Annotated in this window: 18 protein-coding genes; 4 read left to right on the forward strand and 14 right to left on the reverse strand. The window is 46.9% G+C overall.

Annotated features, from left to right (window positions below; genetic code table 11):
* Positions 1 to 69: 69 nt before the first annotated feature.
* Positions 70 to 1,191, forward strand: coding sequence for a baeRF6 domain-containing protein (locus ACRYI5_RS07230; RefSeq protein WP_407881130.1), 1,122 nt, complete (start codon positions 70 to 72; stop codon positions 1,189 to 1,191).
* A gap of 556 nt (positions 1,192 to 1,747) precedes the next feature.
* Positions 1,748 to 2,542: an SDR family NAD(P)-dependent oxidoreductase gene (locus ACRYI5_RS07235; RefSeq protein ID WP_448224808.1), complete on the forward strand. Its 795-nt coding sequence runs from the start codon at positions 1,748 to 1,750 to the stop codon at positions 2,540 to 2,542.
* A gap of 106 nt (positions 2,543 to 2,648) precedes the next feature.
* Here the strand turns inward: ACRYI5_RS07235 and ACRYI5_RS07240 are convergent, their stop codons facing one another.
* The 14 genes from ACRYI5_RS07240 to dnaA all read right to left on the reverse strand — a co-directional run bounded on the left by ACRYI5_RS07240 (position 2,649) and on the right by dnaA (position 19,382).
* Positions 2,649 to 3,842, reverse strand: coding sequence for an MDR family MFS transporter (locus ACRYI5_RS07240; RefSeq protein ID WP_448224809.1), 1,194 nt, complete (start codon positions 3,840 to 3,842; stop codon positions 2,649 to 2,651).
* Positions 3,843 to 3,961: 119 nt separating this feature from the next.
* Positions 3,962 to 5,344, reverse strand: a complete 1,383-nt coding sequence (gene dnaB, locus ACRYI5_RS07245) for a replicative DNA helicase (RefSeq protein WP_407881135.1) — start codon at positions 5,342 to 5,344, stop codon at positions 3,962 to 3,964.
* Positions 5,345 to 5,556: 212 nt separating this feature from the next.
* Positions 5,557 to 6,009: a 50S ribosomal protein L9 gene (gene rplI / locus ACRYI5_RS07250; protein ID WP_407881136.1), complete on the reverse strand. Its 453-nt coding sequence runs from the start codon at positions 6,007 to 6,009 to the stop codon at positions 5,557 to 5,559.
* A gap of 4 nt (positions 6,010 to 6,013) precedes the next feature.
* Positions 6,014 to 8,038: a DHH family phosphoesterase gene (locus tag ACRYI5_RS07255; RefSeq protein ID WP_448224810.1), complete on the reverse strand. Its 2,025-nt coding sequence runs from the start codon at positions 8,036 to 8,038 to the stop codon at positions 6,014 to 6,016.
* A gap of 158 nt (positions 8,039 to 8,196) precedes the next feature.
* Positions 8,197 to 8,439, reverse strand: coding sequence for a 30S ribosomal protein S18 (gene rpsR / locus ACRYI5_RS07260; RefSeq protein WP_017262420.1), 243 nt, complete (start codon positions 8,437 to 8,439; stop codon positions 8,197 to 8,199).
* 27 nt (positions 8,440 to 8,466) lie between these two features.
* Complete coding sequence (gene ssb, locus ACRYI5_RS07265) at positions 8,467 to 8,994, reverse strand: single-stranded DNA-binding protein (protein WP_407881140.1); 528 nt, start codon at positions 8,992 to 8,994, stop codon at positions 8,467 to 8,469.
* A gap of 44 nt (positions 8,995 to 9,038) precedes the next feature.
* Positions 9,039 to 9,338 carry a 30S ribosomal protein S6 gene (gene rpsF / locus ACRYI5_RS07270; protein WP_448224811.1) on the reverse strand — a complete coding sequence of 100 codons (300 nt, stop codon included), beginning with the start codon at positions 9,336 to 9,338 and terminating at the stop codon, positions 9,039 to 9,041.
* A gap of 355 nt (positions 9,339 to 9,693) precedes the next feature.
* Positions 9,694 to 10,023 carry a heavy metal-binding domain-containing protein gene (locus ACRYI5_RS07275; protein WP_448224812.1) on the reverse strand — a complete coding sequence of 110 codons (330 nt, stop codon included), beginning with the start codon at positions 10,021 to 10,023 and terminating at the stop codon, positions 9,694 to 9,696.
* A 193-nt stretch (positions 10,024 to 10,216) separates the two neighbouring features.
* Entirely contained in the window at positions 10,217 to 12,802 is a 2,586-nt protein-coding gene (gene gyrA, locus ACRYI5_RS07280; RefSeq protein WP_448224813.1) for a DNA gyrase subunit A, read from the reverse strand.
* A gap of 47 nt (positions 12,803 to 12,849) precedes the next feature.
* Positions 12,850 to 14,877, reverse strand: coding sequence for a DNA topoisomerase (ATP-hydrolyzing) subunit B (gene gyrB / locus ACRYI5_RS07285; protein ID WP_448224814.1), 2,028 nt, complete (start codon positions 14,875 to 14,877; stop codon positions 12,850 to 12,852).
* Positions 14,878 to 14,920: 43 nt separating this feature from the next.
* Complete coding sequence (gene recF / locus ACRYI5_RS07290; protein WP_407881093.1) at positions 14,921 to 16,057, reverse strand: DNA replication/repair protein RecF; 1,137 nt, start codon at positions 16,055 to 16,057, stop codon at positions 14,921 to 14,923.
* Positions 16,058 to 16,303 carry a S4 domain-containing protein YaaA gene (gene yaaA, locus ACRYI5_RS07295; protein WP_407881092.1) on the reverse strand — a complete coding sequence of 82 codons (246 nt, stop codon included), beginning with the start codon at positions 16,301 to 16,303 and terminating at the stop codon, positions 16,058 to 16,060. It abuts the gene before it with no gap.
* A gap of 367 nt (positions 16,304 to 16,670) precedes the next feature.
* Positions 16,671 to 17,810 carry a DNA polymerase III subunit beta gene (dnaN, locus tag ACRYI5_RS07300; RefSeq protein ID WP_407881090.1) on the reverse strand — a complete coding sequence of 380 codons (1,140 nt, stop codon included), beginning with the start codon at positions 17,808 to 17,810 and terminating at the stop codon, positions 16,671 to 16,673.
* 228 nt (positions 17,811 to 18,038) lie between these two features.
* Positions 18,039 to 19,382 (reverse strand): chromosomal replication initiator protein DnaA, encoded by a 1,344-nt coding sequence (gene dnaA, locus ACRYI5_RS07305; protein WP_448224815.1) that lies wholly within the window; start codon positions 19,380 to 19,382, stop codon positions 18,039 to 18,041.
* Between the two features lie 619 nt (positions 19,383 to 20,001).
* Here dnaA and rpmH point away from each other — a divergent pair.
* Together rpmH and rnpA are read left to right on the forward strand one after the other, a co-directional pair.
* On the forward strand, positions 20,002 to 20,136 hold the full coding sequence (rpmH, locus tag ACRYI5_RS07310; RefSeq protein WP_002828338.1) for a 50S ribosomal protein L34: 135 nt from the start codon (positions 20,002 to 20,004) through the stop codon (positions 20,134 to 20,136).
* A gap of 105 nt (positions 20,137 to 20,241) precedes the next feature.
* Positions 20,242 to 20,586, forward strand: a complete 345-nt coding sequence (gene rnpA, locus ACRYI5_RS07315) for a ribonuclease P protein component (protein WP_407881086.1) — start codon at positions 20,242 to 20,244, stop codon at positions 20,584 to 20,586.
* Positions 20,587 to 20,596: the final 10 nt, after the last annotated feature.

Below are 20,596 nucleotides of genomic sequence, written 5' to 3' on the forward strand. Positions count from 1 at the left end.
ACCATAAACTTGCTATTCTAAACTCAACAAGTCACTCACTTTAGAAACACAGCTCAGGAGGAATAATTTATGCCAAATGCCCTGTTAAATATCGCAACCCTCAACACAATGCTAACGGATCACCCAACGGCCCCCGTGGTGTCGCTGTACGTTAATATTGATCCTGCCGATCGTCAACACACTCGGTTACGGGTCCAAGAGCTACTTCGGCAAGCTAAAACGACTGTGATCGCTGACTTTGGCGCCGACTGGTGGACTCCGTTTGAACACCGCCTTACCAGTGCGCTTAGTGACGACACCCTTTTCGCCCAAAACATTAAAGAGAGTCTCGGCGTCCTCGCCACATCACAACAAATTATTGTTGACCACTTATTAACCGCTGTGGAAGATCATGTCAGCGTGGCAACCACGCCCGAGTTAAGGCCGCTTCTTTTCGAACAACAAACTGACTTTGACTTTGATCTGCTCGCGCTTAATGGTGATTCTTTCCGTCTTTACCAAATTCAAAATCATCGGGCCATTCCAATGCCATTGCCGGATGACGCGCCAACTACTTTAACAAAGGCACTCGGTGATCAAAAGCGCGGCGGTGATTTAAACGCTGTCAGTCGTGGCGATCATGCTGGGTTCCACGGTCATAATTCCAAGGACGCAGAAAAAGAAATCGACTTAACAAACTACTACAAAGCTGTCGAGGACTTTATGCAAGCTAATCACCAACAATCAACTCGACCACTCATTCTGTTTGCCCTTCCGGAGAATCAAGCCCTCTACCGGCGCATTAGTCGGTTAGCACGCCTTTCCACAACATACGCATTGCAAAACTCTCCGGCCGGTTTAACAACTGCGCAAATTCAAACGCAGATCAACCCACTGTTCGAGCACCACGCCCACCTCGCAATCGATCAGGCCTTGAACGATTACCAGTCCGCTGCCAATGCAAACCGTCAGCTCAACGTACCGTCTGACATCGCAACTGCGGCCTGTCAAGGCCAAGTCGAAACATTCATTGTCTCCGAAACGAGCGCTTGGCACGGGACGTTGACTGACGATCAGTTTACACCAACAGATGATGGCCAGGACATCCTTCCAACCCTGTGCACCGCGGTCTTACAAAATGGCGGTCAGGTTGTGGTAGTGCCTGAGGACCAATTGCCAGATGGTCAGCCAGTGGCCATCAGCCGGTACTAGCCTAAACAACGTTACAAAAAATAGCGAAAACAGCCACTTTTCTTTAACTAGAGAAGTGGCCGTTTTCACATCGTCAGTATTCAATCCGTGAATCAAATCAATCTCTGATTAAACCAATTAAATAATTAATTGATTATTTCTTAAGAAAGTTTTTCCGGGGTCAATTCTTATGGATAATCAAAAATGCAAAAATTTTTTGATTACGTTTTTTATGCGAACAATCCCTTTCATACCAGGATTTAACTGCCATAACCACATCAACATTTCATCAAAATAAATCATTAAATCTGAGGTTTTTAAGTTTGCTTTTAGGTTCAATGCGTATATTATAAATATCGAAGGAGTTGATACCCCTCACTCCTTCGACGTAATGTATCTCCCCCCAGATATGTTAAGACTCTCTCTAGAATGATGGCCGACTTAGGATTCCCCGATCCTAAGTCGGTTTTTTTGTATCTTCGTTTACCACCACCATGGGTTACCAAAAAGTGCCTACTTGTTCTAGCCATGGTCGTCACTTATTCTTAAGAAGATAAAACAATCAAGGAGGCTCATCATGGACTTACAATTAACAAACAAACTTGCACTGGTCACTGGTTCAACAAAAGGAATCGGTAAGGCAATTGCCATTGAGTTGGCACGTGAAGGCGCCACGGTCATCATTAATGGTCGGAGCGAGGCAAGTGTCGCTGCAGCCATTGCCGACATTCAGGCCACTGTTCCCACAGCAACACTTCAACCAGCTCCGTATGATTTAACAACCGAAGCCGGTCGTGACCAACTGGAAACACGTTTCCCAACGCTTGATATTTTGATTAACAACATGGGAATCTTTGAAGCCATGGATTACTTTGACATCGATGATGCCACGTGGGAACGATACTTCAAAACAAACGTCCTCAGTGGTAACGCCCTGGCTAAATTTTACCTACCGAGCTTACTTAAGCAATCCTTTGGCCGGATCATCTTTATCGCTAGTGAGGCTGCCATTCAACCATCACCAGAAATGCCACAATACAGCATGACAAAGGCGATGGAACTAAACCTTTCAAAAAGTTTAGCGACGCTCACCCGTGGGACTGGTGTGACGGTTAACACCGTGATGCCAGGTTCAACGTTAACAGAGGGCGTTGTGGACTTCATTAACGACCTTTATCCCGATGACAGCCTCTCCTTTGCAGAGAAAGAACGTGAGTACATGGCGAAGAACCGGCCCACTTCAACGCTCGGTCGCTTAATTCGCCCCGATGAGATCGGTAAACTCGTAGCCTTTGTTGCCAGTCCTGCCGTCGGCGCCTTCAGCGGTAATGCAATTCGTATGGATGGTGGTATCGTGCCAACCATGTTCTAGTTCATTTTAAAAAACACCACTTGCTCGATGAACCCAAACTAAAAGAGCGGCTGACTTCCCAAATTTTTCGGGACGGTCACCGCTCTTTTAGTTTGCTCAAATTCGATTAGTAACGTGTTGTTCGTTTGTACTGCCACTGACGAACAATCATTACGACCACCAGCATTGCAAAGACCGCAATGGCAGCTGTTCCAAACAAGAACTTGTATGACGTCATGTCAATCAAGATTCCCCCTAATAGCGGTCCTAACGCTCGACCGGCCGCGGCCGCGGCGTTAACGGAGCCCTGGTACTTTCCTTTCACTGACAGCGGCGTTAGTTTATTCACCATTGCCGGAATCGCTGGAAATGCCGTCGCTTCACCTAACGTTAACACTGAGATGGCCAGAACAAAGCCGGCGTAATTTTTAACAAATAGCAAGATCACAAATGAGCTCGCAAAGGCTAAAATTCCAGGAATAATCTGGTAGTACGGATTCCGAATTCGATCACCCAGTGCATTGACCCCTAACTGGAAGACCAAAATCAACCCGGCGTTAATGGTCCACAGGAAGCTGTACTTGGTTAAGGGAATGCCTTGATCTGTCATGTAGACCGCCATGTTTGAAACCCACTGTTCATACATGATCCAAATAACGATCAGTGTGATAAAGAACGTCCAGATAATGATGAGGTTCGGTCGCGGCAATTTAAACTTCGTGGTTTCGTGCTTAGTCGGGGCAGCGTGTGCTTTGACAACCGGCACGTTAAACTGCGTCATCGCAATGAAGAAGTACAGCACATACATGGCCGCAGCAATTATGAAGAGGTAGTGCACACCATGCTGGTAAACGAACCCCACCATCATTGTTCCAAACACAGTTCCGAGGTTTTGCATAAAGTAGATCATGTTAAACACGTACCGGCTGTCATGTTTCTTAATCGTCGTTCCCAACGAATTAATCAATGTAATTAACAGCCCACTTCCAAAGCCCATAAAGACCAGCCCAATTGGAAAGGCCGGCCACCCATGCCAGAAGATCAGGAAGACGGCAGTCAACAGTTCGTAAACCGTTGCCACCAGGGTCAGTTTATAGGCGTCAATTCGGTCAAACAACCAGCCACCGAGGTAGGAGCCAACAATTGCGGCTGCGGAATTTAAAAATAAGACCAGTCCCACGACGGTTAGTGATTCATGGAGCGCATCATGAATGTAAATGGTCGTTAACGGCCAAATAAAACTCTGCCCCATATTATTCAGAAGTCCCGCAGCTAGGAGCCATGGTAACTTGATTTCTTTTCCTGTAGCTTGTTGTTGCATTGTCCTCTCCTCCTCAGTGTTTACTATTTCCGGGGAAATAATTGACCATCCAATTAACGGGTACGCATCGACTGATGCGTGCCCGTTAGGATAGCACTTGTTCAACTTGTTATCGCCGTTTACCCCTGTGGTGTGTACGCAATGTTTGAGAACTTGTTAAACGACTTTACGAACAGTAGCTTAACGGTCCCCCGCGCACCAGAACGGTTCTTTTCAATAATCACTTCAACTTCCCCAACGTTTTGATCTTCATCATCACGAGGGTCATTACCGTTATCATCGTCATCATTATCCCGTTGATAGTAGTCATCACGGTAGAGAAAGGCAACGATATCGGCATCTTGTTCAATTGATCCAGATTCACGAATATCAGATAACACTGGTCGCTTATCCTGTCGCTGTTCCAAGCCACGAGACAATTGGGATAGTGCAATCACTGGTACCCGTAGTTCTTTGGCCAACTTCTTGAGTTGCCGCGAAATGTCAGAAACTTCTTGTTGCCGGTTTTCCTTATTACCACCTTCGATCAGTTGCAAATAATCAATGATGATAATGCCAAGCTCATGTTCCTTCGCAAGTCGCCGACACTTGGCGCTGATTTCAGCCATCCGGTTCCCCGGTGTATCGTCAATGTACACACTGGTCTTTGACAACGCCCCCATGGCAACCACTAAGTTTTGCCACTCTTCGTCCGTCAATTGCCCCGTCCGCAAATGGTTTGCATCGATGCTCCCCTCTGCACACAGCATCCGGTTAACCAATGATTCTGCACCCATTTCCAAACTAAACATGGCAACCGTTTTGTTTGTCTTTGTCGCAACGTTTTCAGCGATGTTAAGCACAAACGCAGTCTTCCCGACCCCGGGACGGGCGGCAAGAATAATCAACTCATCCTCGTGAAGCCCCGTAGTCATTTTATCTAACTCATGGAAGCCTGTTGCTAACCCCGTAATTTCGTTTCCATTTTTCGACAACTCATTCACGGTATTCATCGCTTGATTCAAGACATCAGCAATCGGTTTAAACCCACCGCTACTCCGATCATCCGCTACCCGCATGATTTCAGTCTCAGCGTTTTCAAGTAGCGTTGCGACGTCATCTTCTTCGTTGTAAGAGCGGGTGACGATGTCCGTTGCCGTTTTGATCAGACGCCGTAAAACGGCTTTTTCCTGAACAATGCGGGCATAGTAGCCAACGTTGGCAGCCGTTGGGACCGCCTGCGCTAGCTCTGCAATGTAACTCACGCCGCCGACATCATCGATCTGCCCGTTGCCCGTTAACGCGTCGTTTACCGTCACGGCATCAACAACGGTTCCGTTGGCATTCAAATCCATCATTACTTGAAAGATGATTTGGTGGGCACGCCGATAAAAGTCCTCAGCCTGTAAATACTCCATCGCTGCTGGTAACGCGTCGTTGCTTAAAAAAACGGCCCCTAAAACAGCCTGTTCGGCTTCAATATTTTGTGGCGGGGTTTGCTCCCGCAAGTCTACATTATCCATGTTCTCTCCGCTTATTTCTTTACGACTAATACTATCCAAGTTATCCCATAAGCTCATTGAGTAAACAAGCATTAAATTAAAGCGACTGGTTTCCCAAACGTTGGGAGATCCAGTCGCTTTAATTTAAGCAGCATTCTCTGGTTCATAACTTCCATTCCCAATCGACAGCGGCTGTTCACAATAATGGAAATCCCGCTCCCGAAGATGATCCACTACTGGGCAACCACATGAACGCGGATTTTAGCCGTTACCTGGGCGTGCAGTTTAACCGAAACGTTCGTATACCCGAGCACGCGAATTGGATTTGGTAGATCAATCTTGTGTTTATCTAATTTTAAATTGAACTGTTGTTCTAGGGCCTGTGCAATTTGTTTTGACGGAATCGAACCAAATAACCGACTGTCAGAGCCAGCTTTGGCTTTAATTTCAACAACGGTTTCATCGGCTTCAAGGGTTGCCTTCAACGCCTGTGCATCAGCCAATTCAGCAGCTTCTTCACGTGCTTCCGCACGTTGTTGGCCCTGTAACTGACTCATTGCAGCGGCGGAAGCGACCTTCGCCTTACCATTTTTGATCAGAAAATTTTGTGCGTAACCATCAGGAACATCCTTGATGTCGCCACGCTTACCACGGCCCTTAACGTCTTCCAAAAAGATTACTTTCATGAGTTTACTCCTTTGTTTTATTTGATTCAGTTGTTTCTTCAATCAATAAATCGAGTAACGTCTGCCGAACTTCACTAACACTTTGACCTTCGACTTGCGTTGCGGCGTTTTGCAAGTGACCACCGCCACCCATCTGTTCCATGATAACCTGAACGTTGACCTCACCAGTTGACCGCGCTGAAACACCAACCCGCCCATCCTGACGAAGCGTAATGACAAACGAAGCGTCGATCCCGGCCATACTTAACAACGAATCCGCGGCTTGAGCTGCCGTGACAGAATCATAGCTTTGCTGATCCTCTCCTGCAATCATTGCCGCATTATTGTTAACCAGCTCAACTCGACTGATCAGGTGGTTCCGTTTCATGTAACTATCGGGGTTTTCTTTGTTAAACTGTGCAATCAACCCCGCGTCGGCACCCGCTGACCGTAAGTAACTCGCCGCATCAAACGTTCGCGTCCCCGTATGATCCGTGAAGTGTTTGGTGTCAATTTCAATCCCTGACAACATTGCGGTTGCCTCAATTTTATTGATCGCATTTGCTTCCTGTGGTTGGTACTCTAACATTTCAGTGATCAACTCACAAGTGGAACTCGCATATGGTTCAATGTAAACCAACACCGGATTTTCAGGAAATTCTTCGCCACGCCGATGATGATCAATGATGACCGTTCGATTTTGGAGCTTCTCATACACATCACGTCCCATTGAGAGTGACGGTTTCGAGTGGTCCACCATGACTAAGAAACTCTGATCCGTAGCGCGGTTAACGGCGTCAGCCGGGGTAATGATTGCGTCTTTAATTTCTGAATATCGATCAACAGCCTGTAACAACTGCTGAATATCAGAATGACTTTGCTGGGCCTCATCCAAAATGATCCAGCATTTCTTTCCGTTCATCTGGGCGATCCGTCGAATCCCCAGACATGCCCCGAGAGAGTCCATATCAGGCGTCTGGTGGCCCGCAACAAAGATCTGGTCCGATTGACTGAATAATTCCTGTAGCGCCTGAGAAATCATTCTAGCCCGCACACGCGTCCGTTTTTCCATTGGATTGGTCTTTCCACCATAAAAACGGGCTTCTTCGTCTTCGGCTTTCACCACAACCTGATCACCACCACGACCAAGAGCTAGGTCAAGGTTACTTTGTGCCAATCCTGCCAATCGGTTAAGATCCTTTAACCCATACGAGATCCCCATTGATAACGTTAGTGGGTAATTTTGCTTTGAAGTCGTCTCCCGAATGGTATCCAGAACCTTAAATTTATCGTCTTCCAATCGCTCCAGATCATGAAGATGACCAATCAACAGGTAGTGATCAGAATTAAGCCGCCGCAGGTACATATTGAACTGTTTTGTCCAATCGGCCAGGGTGCTCGTCACATAATTCCGCAACGTCGAAACATCTGAATCACTCATGCTCTGCGTGACTTCATCGTAGTTATCGAGCGAAATGTTCCCCAGGACCAGTTGTTCATTGTGGTAGTCCTGTTCGATTTGAGCATAGTGGCTCACATCCATTAAGTACACGACGTTTAGTTCATGTTGAACTAGCAAATAAAATTGCTTCCCGGCCCACGTGATTGTGCTGTATGTCTCATCATCGCCATGCTCAGTGATTGCTGTGGCCAACTCCTCATCGACATCAGCGATGGCCTTCCCCAAAACGTCCGTTTCACCAAAATATTGCTGTAAGTACGGATTGATCCAGGACACGCGTTGATGATCATTAAAAATCAAAATCCCCATCGGCATTTTGATTAAGGCTTCTTGTTCGCCACGTTTGATTCGATACGATAGATCCGCAATAAACTCCTGCGTATCAATACTAATTTCTTGAAGCGTATTAAAAATAATGATTAACAAAGCGGCCGCCGCAATCAATACGACCAACCCAAAAATCCAGTTTACGATAAATGCCGCAACGATTCCAAGAAGCGCCAACAGTTGACCCTCAATGGCAACCCAGCGCAACCGTGTATTTTGCATAAACACAGGTAAGCGGAACCGTGCAAATAATTGCCTCATGTTGTCCGTTCCTTTCTGTAAATCCTGATAACATTTTATCACACCTCAGGAAGGCAAAACACTCGTGACCGTCGACACCACGTTCTGTGGTCCCCTAAATCGTCCCAATTTAGCGCAATAAAAAAAACAGCCCCCAGCGGGAGCTGTTTAAAAGACAATTAGTCTTCAGCAACGAATGGGAGCAAGCCCATAATCCGTGAACGCTTGATTGCCACCGTCAAACGACGTTGGTTCTTAGCGGACGTACCAGTTACTCGACGAGGTAAAATCTTGCCTCGTTCTGAGATAAACCGTTGCAACAATTCTGTATCTTTGTAATCGATGTATTCGATGTGGTTTGCGGCGATGAAGTCTACCTTACGGCGACGACGGTTACCACCACGACGACGTTGATCTGCCATAGTTATAATCCTCCGATCTTCTAGTTATTAGAATGGAAGGTCGTCATCCGAAATGTCGATGCTGTCACTGTTTCCAGCAAACGGATCGGCTGGTTGGCTTGGTTGGCTACTTGCAGCTGCGCTGTTTGTATTCCCACCATTGTTGCCACCAAACGGATTGGCGCTTCCTTGTTGAGGAGCGTTATTGTTGAAGCCGCCGTTGTTACCTGCGTTGTTAGTCCGTTGCTCACTTTGTGAACGGGATTCTAATAAGGCAAAGTTTTCAACGACCACTTCAGTCACGTAAACGCGCTGACCTTGTTGGTTATCATAGTTCCGGGTTTGAATCCGACCTTCGATTCCAACAAGCGAACCTTTGTGGGTAAAGTTAGCGAAGTTTTCCGCTGACTTCCGCCACACAACGCAGTTGATAAAATCAGCTTCTCGTTGACCTTGCTGGTTCGTAAACTGGCGGTCAACGGCTAACGTAAACGTAGCAACCGCTGCTCCTGATTGTGTGTAACGAACTTCAGGGTCACGGGTCAAGCGGCCAGTTAGAACGGCGCGATTAATCATGGTTGAAATGCTCCTCTCGAAATTTTGTTAATTTAAACGGATGCTTATTCAGCGTCGCGTTTAACGATCATGTGACGTAAGATTCCGTCACTGATCTTAGCCAAACGATCAAATTCGTTTAAAGCTTCGGCTTGGTCAGTGGTCAGGTTGATAACGCGGTAAGTACCTTCGTTAAAACCTCCGATTTCGTACGCAAAGCGCCGAGTTGACCAGTCCTTTGAATCAGCAATTTGGGCACCGTTGTCCGTCAAGATCTTGTCAAAACGATCAACTAAGGCTTGCTTAGCGTCGCTATCTAAACCTGGGCGAACGATGTAGGTGATTTCATACTTAGTTGCTAACATCGACTGTCTACCTCCTTATGGTCTTTAGACCCGCGTTCAATAACAACGGGTAAGGAGTCATTCACCGAAAAGGGTGAACGCTCACGAACTAAAAGTATAGCATGACACTTCTTAAATAACAACCCACCCTCCTCAAGGGTGGCATTAACATCCGTGACATCTTAACCGAATGACCCGCGTAACACTGACGTTCGTTCACACATAATTAACATACGTGATGTGCGCCCAAAGATTTTTTATTGAGCTCATCTTTTAAAATGACCACCACTGGCCGACCGTAATCAACGTTAATAAAAAAACTGGCTGACGTCCTGTAGTGATCGTCAACCAGTAATTCATTAACCATAAATTTAGCTTACTTAAATTTTACGGCCGTTCCATAAGCGGCGACCGTTTCCATGTCCTGACTAATGGAATCGGAATCGTAGCGCATCATGACCACGGCGTCTGCGCCCATGGCTGCAGCGTTTTCACGAAGGCGCGTCACCGCAATGTCGCGGGCTTCACTCAGTAATTCTGTGTATGCCTTGATCTCGCCACCAACGATGTTTTTCAATCCAGCACCGATATTTTTGACCACGTTTTTGGACTGTGTTGTTAGCCCAAACACTTCACCAATTACTTCGTATTCTTGACCCGGAATATTTTCTGTCGTCACCACTAAAACGTTTACTGCTTCAGTCATTAGCTCATCCCCCATTATTTTGTTGTCTTTATTGTGCCGATTTTAGAACAAACTTGCAACAAACTCACCTCGACTCAACCTAAATTTATGCATTCTTCGATCAAACACAACAAAAAGGACTGACAACCCATCATTTGGGCAGTCAGTCCTTTTCATTCATACATATTTATTTTCGACCAGTGATGTCACTTACTTAGTCATTATCCTCGTTTTGATCTGCTTCCGCACGATTCAACAGTTCGTTGACCTGTTCGGTTGCATCACCAGCTGGTTCATTTGCTGAGGTTGTGCCATCAGCACTGGATTCTTCTTCGACAACAGCTTCAGTCGAAACGTCTTCCAATTCTTCTGGTTCAACCTTGGCCATGGTCGCAACCTTGGCATCCTCATCGATCCGAATCAAATGCACCCCAAGGGTGGCCCGACCTGTTTCCGACACACTGTTGATGTTGAAACGAATCATGACACCCTTATCGGTAACCAACATGATGTCTTCCGTGCCATCAACGGTCGTTAACCCAGCCAACGGTCCGTTCTTTTCAGTAACGTTAACGGTCTTGATCCCCTTACCACCACGACCCTTAATTGGGTAGTCGCTGGCTTTGGTTTGCTTCCCGTAACCCTTTTCGCTAATGACCAGCACGTGGCTGTCTGGTGTCAGGACGTCGGCACCAACCACAAAGTCATCATCGCGTAACCGAATCCCACGAACACCGGCAGCAGAACGGCCCATGTCACGGACATTTTCTTCCGCAAACGACACGGCGTACCCTTCATGCGTCCCGATAATCATGTTTTGATGACCATCCGTGATTGCAACGTTGATCAGTTCATCGCCGTCATGCAGGTTAATGGCTTTCAAACCGTTACTTCTGATGTTGGCAAATTCCGTGACGGCTGTCCGTTTAACGACCCCTTGAACGGTCGTAAAGAACAGGTACTTGTCGCTTTCACTTGGGTCACCCGTTACGTTAATGACGGCCTGGATCCGTTCACCAGCATCCACGCCCAATAGGTTGATGACGGGGATTCCCTTAGCGGTCCGCCCGTATTCAGGGATTTCATACCCCTTCATCGAGTAAACCTTCCCGGTATTGGTAAACATCATCAGGCGGTCATGCGTTGAGGTTGAGATCAAATGCTCAATGAAATCATCATCATGAACATTCATCCCCTGAATTCCCCGACCACCACGGTGTTGCGCCTTAAATTCGGTGGTTGGGAGCCGCTTAATGTACCCATTATGAGTCAAGGTAACAATAACGTCTTCTTCTTCGATCAGGTCTTCATCTTCAATGCTCGAGATGTCCCCAACTTGAAGTTCAGTCCGCCGGTCGTCACCAAACTTATTTTGGATTTCCAACAATTCTTGGTAGATGATTTCGTTGATCCGGGCTTCGTGCGCCAAAATATCTTGATAATCAGCGATGTCCGCCATCAAACCATTATATTCATCCTCGATCTTGCCACGTTCCAGACCCGTTAGTCGAACCAGCCGCATATCCAAAATGGCCTGTGCCTGCTTGTCAGACAGGGAATAGTTCCCCATTAATTGTGTCTTTGCCACATCCGCCGTTTGGGAATTCCGAATGATCGAAATGATGGCATCAATGTGATCCAGGGCAATTCGTAACCCTTCCAGAATGTGCGCCCGCGCTTGGGCCCGTTTTAATTCAAATTCTGTCCGACGCCGAATAACACTTTCTTGGTGACGCAGGTAGTCCGTCAAAATTTGCTTTAAACTAAGCACTTTTGGCGTCCCGTCTTCAATGGCCAGCATGTTAAAGCTAAACGATGTTTGGAGCATCGTCATTTTATACAGGTTGTTCAAAATGACGGAGGCTGACATATCGCGACGAACATCGATCACAACACGAAGTCCTTCACGGTCAGATTCATCGTTAATGTCCGTGATCCCTTCGATCCGTTTATCACGAGCTAACTCAGCGATGTGTTCAATTAACCGCGCCTTGTTCACCATGTATGGTAATTCCGTCACGATAATTCGTTCACGCCCGTTTTTCGCCGTTTCGATGTCAACCTTTGAACGAACGGTAATGGAACCCTTCCCGGTCTCGTAAGCTTTCCGAATCCCGGCTTTCCCCATCACAATGGCACCAGTTGGGAAATCAGGTCCCGGAATGGCCTCCATCAAATCAGCCGTGGTTGCTTCAGGATTATTCATCAAAATGTGGATCCCGCTGATAACCTCAGATAGGTTATGCGGTGGAATACTTGTTGCCATCCCAACGGCGATCCCAGAGGCCCCGTTAACCAGTAAGTTCGGGAACCGTGCGGGCAGAACACTTGGTTCGCGTTCCGTTCCGTCATAGTTATCCTGAAAATCAATGGTGTTTTTATTAATGTCCCGCAACATTTCCAGGGCAATTTTACTCATCCGGACTTCGGTATACCGCATGGCAGCGGCACCATCACCATCGACGGACCCAAAGTTCCCGTGACCATCAACAAGCATGTACCGGTAACTAAAGTCTTGCGCCATCCGAACCATTGATTCGTAAACGGCACTGTCACCATGGGGGTGATACTTACCCAAAACGTCCCCAACGATTCTGGCTGACTTTTTGTACGCCTTGTCTGGCGTGTTCCCTAATTCGTGCATATCGTACAGAATCCGGCGGTGAACCGGCTTCATTCCATCACGCACATCAGGTAACGCCCGGGCAACAATAACGGACATCGCGTAGTTCAAAAATGATGTCCGCATTGTTTGCGACAGGTTAACGTCCGTGATGCGACTCGGTAAATCTTCGCTCATTTCGCTACTCCTTTATCTTCGTTCAACACTTGTTCTTAGCCAACACACTAAGCATCCAAGTTTTCAACGAACTTAGCGTTTTCTTCAATGAACTTCCGACGTGGTTCCACCTTGTCACCCATCAGCATGGTAAAAATCTGATCGGCTTCAATGGCGTCCTGGGGATCAACCCGCAGCAACCGTCGTTGTTCTGGGTCCATTGTGGTTTCCCACAATTGTTCAGCGTCCATTTCACCAAGCCCTTTGTACCGTTGGATCGTTGGTTTTGGCGATGGTGGTAGCTGGCCCAAAATCGTGTTCAATTCTTCGTCAGTATCGATGTACCGCATCATTTTCCCTTGGGCCACCCGGTAAAGCGGTGGCTGGGCAATGTACACGTAGCCGGCGTCGATCATTGGCCGCATGAAGCGGTAGAACAACGTCAGTAACAGCGTCCGAATGTGGGCGCCGTCGACATCGGCATCCGTCATGATGATCAGCTTGTGGTAATTTGCCTTTGAAATATCAAAGTCTTCACCAAAGCCCGTGCCAAGTGCGGTAAACAGTGACCGAATTTCTTCGTTGGCCAACACCCGGTCCAAACTAGCCTTTTCAACGTTCAGGATCTTCCCACGAATTGGCAAAATGGCCTGCGTCAGTCGTGAACGACCTTGCTTAGCTGAACCACCGGCGGAGTCCCCTTCGACGATGAACAATTCTGAAAGGACTGGATCTTTTGACGTATTGTCCGCCAATTTCCCAGGCAGGTTTGAAATTTCCAACCCTGACTTCTTCCGGGTTACTTCACGAGCCCGTTTTGCGGCAACCCGGGCTTTTGACGCCAAGATTCCCTTATCAACGATCTTCCGGGCCGTGTCCGGATTTTCCATCATGAACCGGCTAAACGTGTCACTAAATAAGTGATCCGTTGCGGTCCGGGCGTCTGAGTTCCCAAGTTTAGTCTTCGTTTGCCCTTCAAACTGAGGATCCGGATGCTTAATGGACACAACTGCTGTCAGTCCTTCACGCACATCATCCCCAGACAACGGATCATCGTTGTCCTTTAACTGGTTACTCTTATGCGCATAATCATTGATCACCCGCGTTAGGGCTGACTTAAACCCAGTTTCATGCGTCCCACCTTCGTAGGTGTGGATGTTGTTGGTAAACGTCAGCAAGTTACTGTGGAAGTCATCGGTGTACTGCAAACTTACTTCGACCACGATGCCATTTTGGGTGCCTTCAACGTACACTGGTTCGTCGAACAGAACATCCTTCCCGTCATCAAGGTACTTCACGTATTCCTTGATCCCACCTTCAAAGTGGAAAACTTCTTTGGTGGGTTCTTCTGGCCGCTTGTCTTCAATCGTGATCTTCAAGCCCTTGTTCAAAAAAGCCAGTTCACGAATCCGCGTGGTCAACGTCTTAATGTCATAAACAGTCGTTTCACGGAAGATATCTGGATCCGGCGTGAAGTGAACAATGGTTCCGTGCGCATGTGGATCTGCTTCACCAATGACCTTCATTGGCGTTTTCACATGGCCCGTTTCAAAGTCCATGTAGTAGACCTTACCATTTCTTAACACACGAACATCCAACTCGGTTGAGAGCGCGTTAACAACGGACGCACCAACCCCGTGCAGTCCACCAGAAACCTTGTATCCGCCACCGCCAAACTTACCACCGGCATGCAGGATCGTGTACACCGTTTCCAGTGCTGGTTTCCCGGTCTTCTTTTGGATATCGACAGGAATTCCCCGCCCATTATCCGTAACGGTAATGGAATTATCTTCTTCAACAACAACGTTGATTTCGTCGGCAAACCCAGCTAAGGCTTCGTCAATTCCGTTATCAACAATTTCCCACACCAGGTGGTGAAGTCCTTGTGACGTTGTCGTCCCAATGTACATTCCGGGGCGTTTCCGAACGGCTTCAAGCCCTTCCAACACCTGGATCTGATCGGCATTATACTGGCCGACCTCCGCTTCACGAGTTGTTTCATCATCAGATGCAACCTTTGATGCTTGGTCTGCCTCTGCTTGTTCAGCCCGTTCACGTTCTTCTTGAGATAAATGTTGCTCATCTTGTTCAGCCAAACTTATTCCTCCTCAAAACCAACCGACGCAATCGACCACCTAATCACGCATCATCCGACTCACTGGGTGCGGCCGTCAGCGTGCCACTAGCGATGTCAAACACCGTTGGTGGATTAATGAGTTTTTGCGCAATCCCGCTCAATGACGTTGTGGTCAAAAACGTTTGCACCTTATCTTGAATGGACCGCAATAAATGTGTCTGGCGGGCATCATCTAGCTCGCTTAACACGTCATCCAGCAAGAGCACCGGGTACTCACCAGTGATGGCTTTCATCAAATCGATTTCGGCCAATTTCACTGACAGCGCGGTTGTTCGTTGCTGTCCCTGCGATCCAAACGTTTGAACGTTCTTTCCGTTTACTAAAAATTGAAGGTCATCACGGTGGGGGCCAAGTAGCGTTGTCCCCTGTTCGATTTCCTTACGTTGTTGCTTTTCATACTGTTCCTGGTACACGTGATACAACTCGTCAACAGAGGCATCCCGTGTCGCCTTAATTTGGCTAACGTAGTCAAAGGCTAACTGTTCACGCTCCTGAGAAATCACTTCATGGACTGCCTTTGCCCAATCAGCTAACTGATCAAGAAAATCGAGCCGGGCAGCAACCAGTTCAGCCCCAAACGCTGCTAGTTGATCACTTAGAACGCCCAGGTACACCAGATCCTTAGCCTGTTTTCGCTGAAGTTGGCGTAAATAGTTATTCCGCTGCCGCAAGACCATGCGGTACTGACCAGCGTTATAAAGGTATTTAGGGCTCATTTGGCCAAACTCTTGGTCAATAAAATGGCGCCGCACAGATGGCGACCCCTTCACGAGTTCTAAATCTTCCGGTGCAAATAAAATGACGTTAAGGTTCCCCACATAGGCCGATAACCGGGCCTGTTCGAGGTGGTTCACCTTCGCCTTTTTCCCCTTTTTACTAAACGTTAGTTCTAGTGGCGTTGTTGTCGTTGCTTTATGGATCCGTCCAGAAACCAGTGCTTCATTCGCCTGCCAGTTGATCAAATCACGATCATTAGCAGTCCGGTGCGACCGAGTCAACGCCAACACATAAATTGCCTCCAGGAGATTCGTCTTCCCCTGGGCATTTTCGCCTAGCAAAACGTTCACACCTTGGTTAAAGTTCACGTCAAGTTCGTCATAATTACGAAAATTCTTGAGGTGCAAACTTTCCAGGTACATTTAGTCGTCCTTTTCCGTTGATGTTGCCTGATTTTCACGAATAAAAAAGAGCCCAACGTCTGGGACATCAACAGAATCACCAGCAAAAAGTTTCCGCCCCCGCCGATCATCCGGTTCACCGTTAACGGAAACCGCATGTTCACGAAGGTACCATTTTGCTTGACCACCAGAATCAACAACAGATTCTTCTTTCAGTAACTGGCCCAGCGTAATAAAGGCCGTCTTGATTAAAACTTCTTTTTTCATGATTAGCACCATCCTTACTTGCAGTAACCATTATACCGGTTTGGCAGGGTAAAAACAATCAATTAACCGATTTAGACGCGCTATCGTCGCGTCTAAGCAATTTTAAAGACCCGATACCATCGAGCCCCTAAAATGGCTGACAGCGCGTTTAAATGCCAAATATTAAAATTAATGCCGAATTTTTACTAAAAATCGGTGAGCAATTAATTCAGCTGGTGAATTTTCAAGGGGATAAACCGTGGTATTCATGAAATATGGAACGCAATCATTGCCCATTTTCATCGCCTAACACGCTGTGGTCTTTCAAATATCCACTAAAAAATGCGTTCAGGATTTTTCCTGAACGCATTTTTTCGATTAATTAACTTTAGAACGTCCGCACGGGTGTGATCAATTGGATAAAGTTATCCTCATCTTCACTTGGAACCAGCGTAAACGGCCGCAATGCTGACGTAAAGCTCAGCTTGATCTGTGCCTGACCAAAGGAACGCAGCGCATCCTTTAGGTAGTCCGGGTTAAACGAAATTTCAAGATCCTTCCCAGCCAGTGAAATGGCGGACAGGTTTTCTTCTACCGCCCCAACGTCTGGTGAGTTTCCAAAAATCGTGGCCGTCTTGTCGGCATCTGCGAGCGTCAGTTTAACAACGTTATTCCGACTTTCATGAGACAGCAATGACGCCCGTTCGATGGCAGATAGCAATGCTGGCGCAGAAATTTCCATCGTCGTATCGGCTTCACTTGGAATCAAACGGGACGTGTCCGGGTAGTTTCCTTCCAACAACCGTGAGTAAAACGCAGTGTCGCCTAACAGGAACAAGACCTGGTTTTCAGCTAACCGCATTTTTACGTCCTGACTGTCTTCACCAATCATCCGTGATAATTCAATCAATGATTTTCCGGGAATGATGACATCGTGTGGCGTTGTGGCTGGTGTTGGCAACGTAATCTTGCGCTGACTCAACCGGTGAGAATCTGTCGCCACGGCCGTAAATTGATCCCCTGCTAACGTAAAGTGGACCCCCGTCAAAATTGGGCGACTTTCTTGGTTTGAGACTGCGATAACCGTTGTGTTGATGATTTCGCGGAAAACATCACCAGCAAGTGTGACTTCATCTGTGCTTTCAATTTCTGGTAAATGAGGATAGTTATTTGCGTCCAACCCGTTAATGGTAAACGCTGCTGCTCCAGAGGTGATGTTGGCTTGGAAGCCTTCCTTAACGGAAATGGTCATCGTTGATTCTGGAAGTCGCTTAACAATTTCACTGAAGAACCGGGCTGGTAACACAATGTTCCCTGGTTCAGTTACTGTTAATTCTGCGTCATCATCGTCCACACGGAGCGTGGTTTCGATGGAAATGTCCGTATCTGAACCAGTAAACGTAATGTCACTGTCTGTTACGACCAGCTTTAATCCAGTCAGAATCGGAATTGTCGTTTTTGTGGAGATGGCACGTGAAACGTCATTGAGTTTTTTGATGAAACTTTGTCGATTAACCGTAAATTGCATAATTTGTCTCCTAAAGTTGATCACGTAATGGCGGGGCGAAGCCCCATTACTTATTTAAGATAAATAAATAGTCGTAGTAGTAGGCCATGTTGATACTGTGGATAACCTGGTTGCGACCAGTGAGGGCAAGTTTTCCACCTGTGGATAAGTGGTGGAAAACTCTCGGACCCTTTTCTTAGTTATCCACAGGCCAAAATAGACCTCGTTTTCATCATACGCTAGTTCAGGTTACCGTTGTATCTCAATTTTAAGCTGCTGAATGTTCTCTGCAAGCTTACTATCGGTCGGTAAACTCTCTGCAATCTTATCACATGAGTGTAATACAGTCGTATGATCCTTACCGCCAAAGGCTTTACCGATTTTTGGTAGGGAAGAATTCGTTAACTCACGGGCTAGGTACATTGCGATCTGCCGAGGCACCACGATTTCCTTCATCCGTTTTTTACCCTTAAGGTCCGTCAGATTGACGTCGAAGTAATCGGCGACCTTCTGTTGAATGAGTTCAATCGTTAGGGTTGGCTTGTTTTCAAGGTTCAAGCTCTTCAGCGCGTTATGCACGAGTTCCTCGGTAATCCCAGTCTTTTGGAGATGGGCGTAGGCCTGAACACGGGCCAGGGCGCCCTCCAATTCGCGGACGTTACTGTTGACCTGACTGGCGATGATTTCGAGGGCGTCATCTGGAATTTCAATGTGCTCACGCTCGGCTTTGTTCCGAAGAATGGCGATCCGTGTTTCGAGATCGGGGGCCGTGATGTCGACGGATAAGCCCCATTTAAAGCGGCTAACTAAGCGATCTTGAAGCTTAGGAATTTCGTTTGGCAGGCGGTCGGATGTGAGTACAATCTGTTTACTATTGTTGTAAAGCTGCTCAAACGTGTGGAAGAATTCTTCCTGCGTCCCTTCCTTATCCGCAAAGAACTGAATGTCATCAACCAGTAAGAGGTCCACGTAACGGTACTTTTGGCGGAATTGTTCCTGCGTCTTATCCCGAATGGACATGACCATGTCATTTGTAAATTCTTCACTGGTGACGTACATCACGTTGGTATTGGGATTAGTCGCGATCATTGCGTGGCCAATGGCGTGCATCAAGTGGGTCTTACCAAGGCCCACGCCACCATAAAGAAACAGCGGGTTGTACAGCGTTCCCGGTTCCTCAGAAACAGCCATGGCAGCCGCGTTGGCCATTTGGTTCCCCTTACCAATGACGAACGTATCAAAGGTGTACTTTTCGTTTAGTGAGTCAGCATGATTACTGACGGGCTTAACGGATTGTTGTTTATCGGCAGCTGGCGCCTGCTCGTCCACAATGGCAGCCGGTGCTTGCCCTTCAATGATATATTCAGGCTCAAGTTCAGCTTGAAAATCAGAAAAGGCAAATTCAACTAATTTGGGCGTTAATGTCCGCTCCCAGTAGTCTTTATGCAGTTGTGATGGCACCTGTAAACGAAAATGCGGTGCTTGGTACGATAGTGGTTGGGCGGATTCAACCCAAGTATTAAACGTGACGGGTGACAAATTAGAGCGAAAACTTTCCTTTAAGCCATCCCAGAGTGTGTTTTTATCGACCACAAAAAGTGCCTCCTAGAATGATGAATTCATGAATTTAGCGAAAATATCGAACCAAGTGAACGAAACCTTGGTGTGCAGGAACCACTTTAGCATGAAAAAAAAGAGTTTTCCACAGCTTCCACAGAACTAATTACGAATGTTCCACAGGGATGAGGACAAGTTATCCACAGGGATGTTGTTAGCACGGGATTTTTCCGCTGTGAAACAAGTTATCCACCGGTCAATGTGTGTAACTAGCTGTGGTACAAAAGCGTTTCTAAAAGTTATCCACCGAAAAAAATCGGGTTGTGGATAACTTTTAAACTGGCTGTGGATTTGTGAATTTCTATGTGGACGAGTTGTTAATAAAAAAAGTCACTGCGTGTTGCGTCCACCGGGGTTGTGGATGGCTCAAACGGGACTGTGGATAACTTTCGCAAAGTTTACTGAAGGAAAATTCGTTTAGCTATTTGCAAGGGCGGTCGACTATGCTATTATATTTAGGAACTGCATGAGTTTTATCTCGTGCGTAAGCTAGCTTATTAGCTGCTAAATATAATCAGAAACGCTGGATATCCAAAATGTGTCGTCATTATTTAGATATCTTTGTCGTGACGACCCTAGAAGGAGGTGCATCCACATGAAGAGAACTTACCAACCTAAGAAACGTCACCGTGAGCGTGTTCATGGTTTCCGGAAACGGATGAGCACAAGCAACGGCCGTAAGGTGTTAGCACGTCGGCGCCAAAAGGGCAGAAAAGTATTATCTGCATAAAAACAGGCCACTGATATTTTTCAGTGACCTTTTTTATTTTTTTGGCGGTCATTTTATGGACGTTTCAATAAAAACGTCGACCTTGAACGAAGGAGAACTTGACCAGTGAGAAAATCATACCGGATTAAAAAGGAAAGCGAGTTTCAAACCGTGTTTGAAATGCGCAACTCCGTGGCTAACCGGCAGTTTGTCATCTACACGATGGCAAAACCAGAGCAGCCACATTTTCGCGTCGGAATTTCTGTCGGGAAAAAAATCGGGAATGCTGTGCACCGCAACTGGGTTAAACGGCGAATTCGCCAGTCGTTACTGGAATTGAAGCCAATGCTACGCCAGGATGTTGATTTCTTAGTTATCGCACGGCCATCCGCAGATGGGTTGTCTATGGAAGATACGAAACGAAATCTGATTCATGCGTTGCGCCTAGCAAAGTTGTTACCAACGGAGTAAACATGGCGTT

The sequence above is a fragment of the Furfurilactobacillus sp. WILCCON 0119 genome (assembly GCF_053471565.1).

Excerpts from the sequence above, each read along its gene's own strand:
- ACRYI5_RS07230 (WP_407881130.1), top strand. The coding sequence starts at position 70 with ATGCCAAATGCCCTGTTAAATATCGCAACCCTCAACACAATGCTAACG.
- ACRYI5_RS07235 (WP_448224808.1), top strand. The coding sequence starts at position 1,748 with ATGGACTTACAATTAACAAACAAACTTGCACTGGTCACTGGTTCAACA.
- ACRYI5_RS07240 (WP_448224809.1), bottom strand. The coding sequence starts at position 3,842 with ATGCAACAACAAGCTACAGGAAAAGAAATCAAGTTACCATGGCTCCTA.
- dnaB (WP_407881135.1), bottom strand. The coding sequence starts at position 5,344 with ATGGATAATGTAGACTTGCGGGAGCAAACCCCGCCACAAAATATTGAA.
- rplI (WP_407881136.1), bottom strand. The coding sequence starts at position 6,009 with ATGAAAGTAATCTTTTTGGAAGACGTTAAGGGCCGTGGTAAGCGTGGC.
- ACRYI5_RS07255 (WP_448224810.1), bottom strand. The coding sequence starts at position 8,038 with ATGAGGCAATTATTTGCACGGTTCCGCTTACCTGTGTTTATGCAAAAT.
- rpsR (WP_017262420.1), bottom strand. The coding sequence starts at position 8,439 with ATGGCAGATCAACGTCGTCGTGGTGGTAACCGTCGTCGCCGTAAGGTA.
- ssb (WP_407881140.1), bottom strand. The coding sequence starts at position 8,994 with ATGATTAATCGCGCCGTTCTAACTGGCCGCTTGACCCGTGACCCTGAA.
- rpsF (WP_448224811.1), bottom strand. The coding sequence starts at position 9,338 with ATGTTAGCAACTAAGTATGAAATCACCTACATCGTTCGCCCAGGTTTA.
- ACRYI5_RS07275 (WP_448224812.1), bottom strand. The coding sequence starts at position 10,023 with ATGACTGAAGCAGTAAACGTTTTAGTGGTGACGACAGAAAATATTCCG.
- gyrA (WP_448224813.1), bottom strand. The coding sequence starts at position 12,802 with ATGAGCGAAGATTTACCGAGTCGCATCACGGACGTTAACCTGTCGCAA.
- recF (WP_407881093.1), bottom strand. The coding sequence starts at position 16,057 with ATGTACCTGGAAAGTTTGCACCTCAAGAATTTTCGTAATTATGACGAA.
- yaaA (WP_407881092.1), bottom strand. The coding sequence starts at position 16,303 with ATGAAAAAAGAAGTTTTAATCAAGACGGCCTTTATTACGCTGGGCCAG.
- dnaN (WP_407881090.1), bottom strand. The coding sequence starts at position 17,810 with ATGCAATTTACGGTTAATCGACAAAGTTTCATCAAAAAACTCAATGAC.
- rpmH (WP_002828338.1), top strand. The coding sequence starts at position 20,002 with ATGAAGAGAACTTACCAACCTAAGAAACGTCACCGTGAGCGTGTTCAT.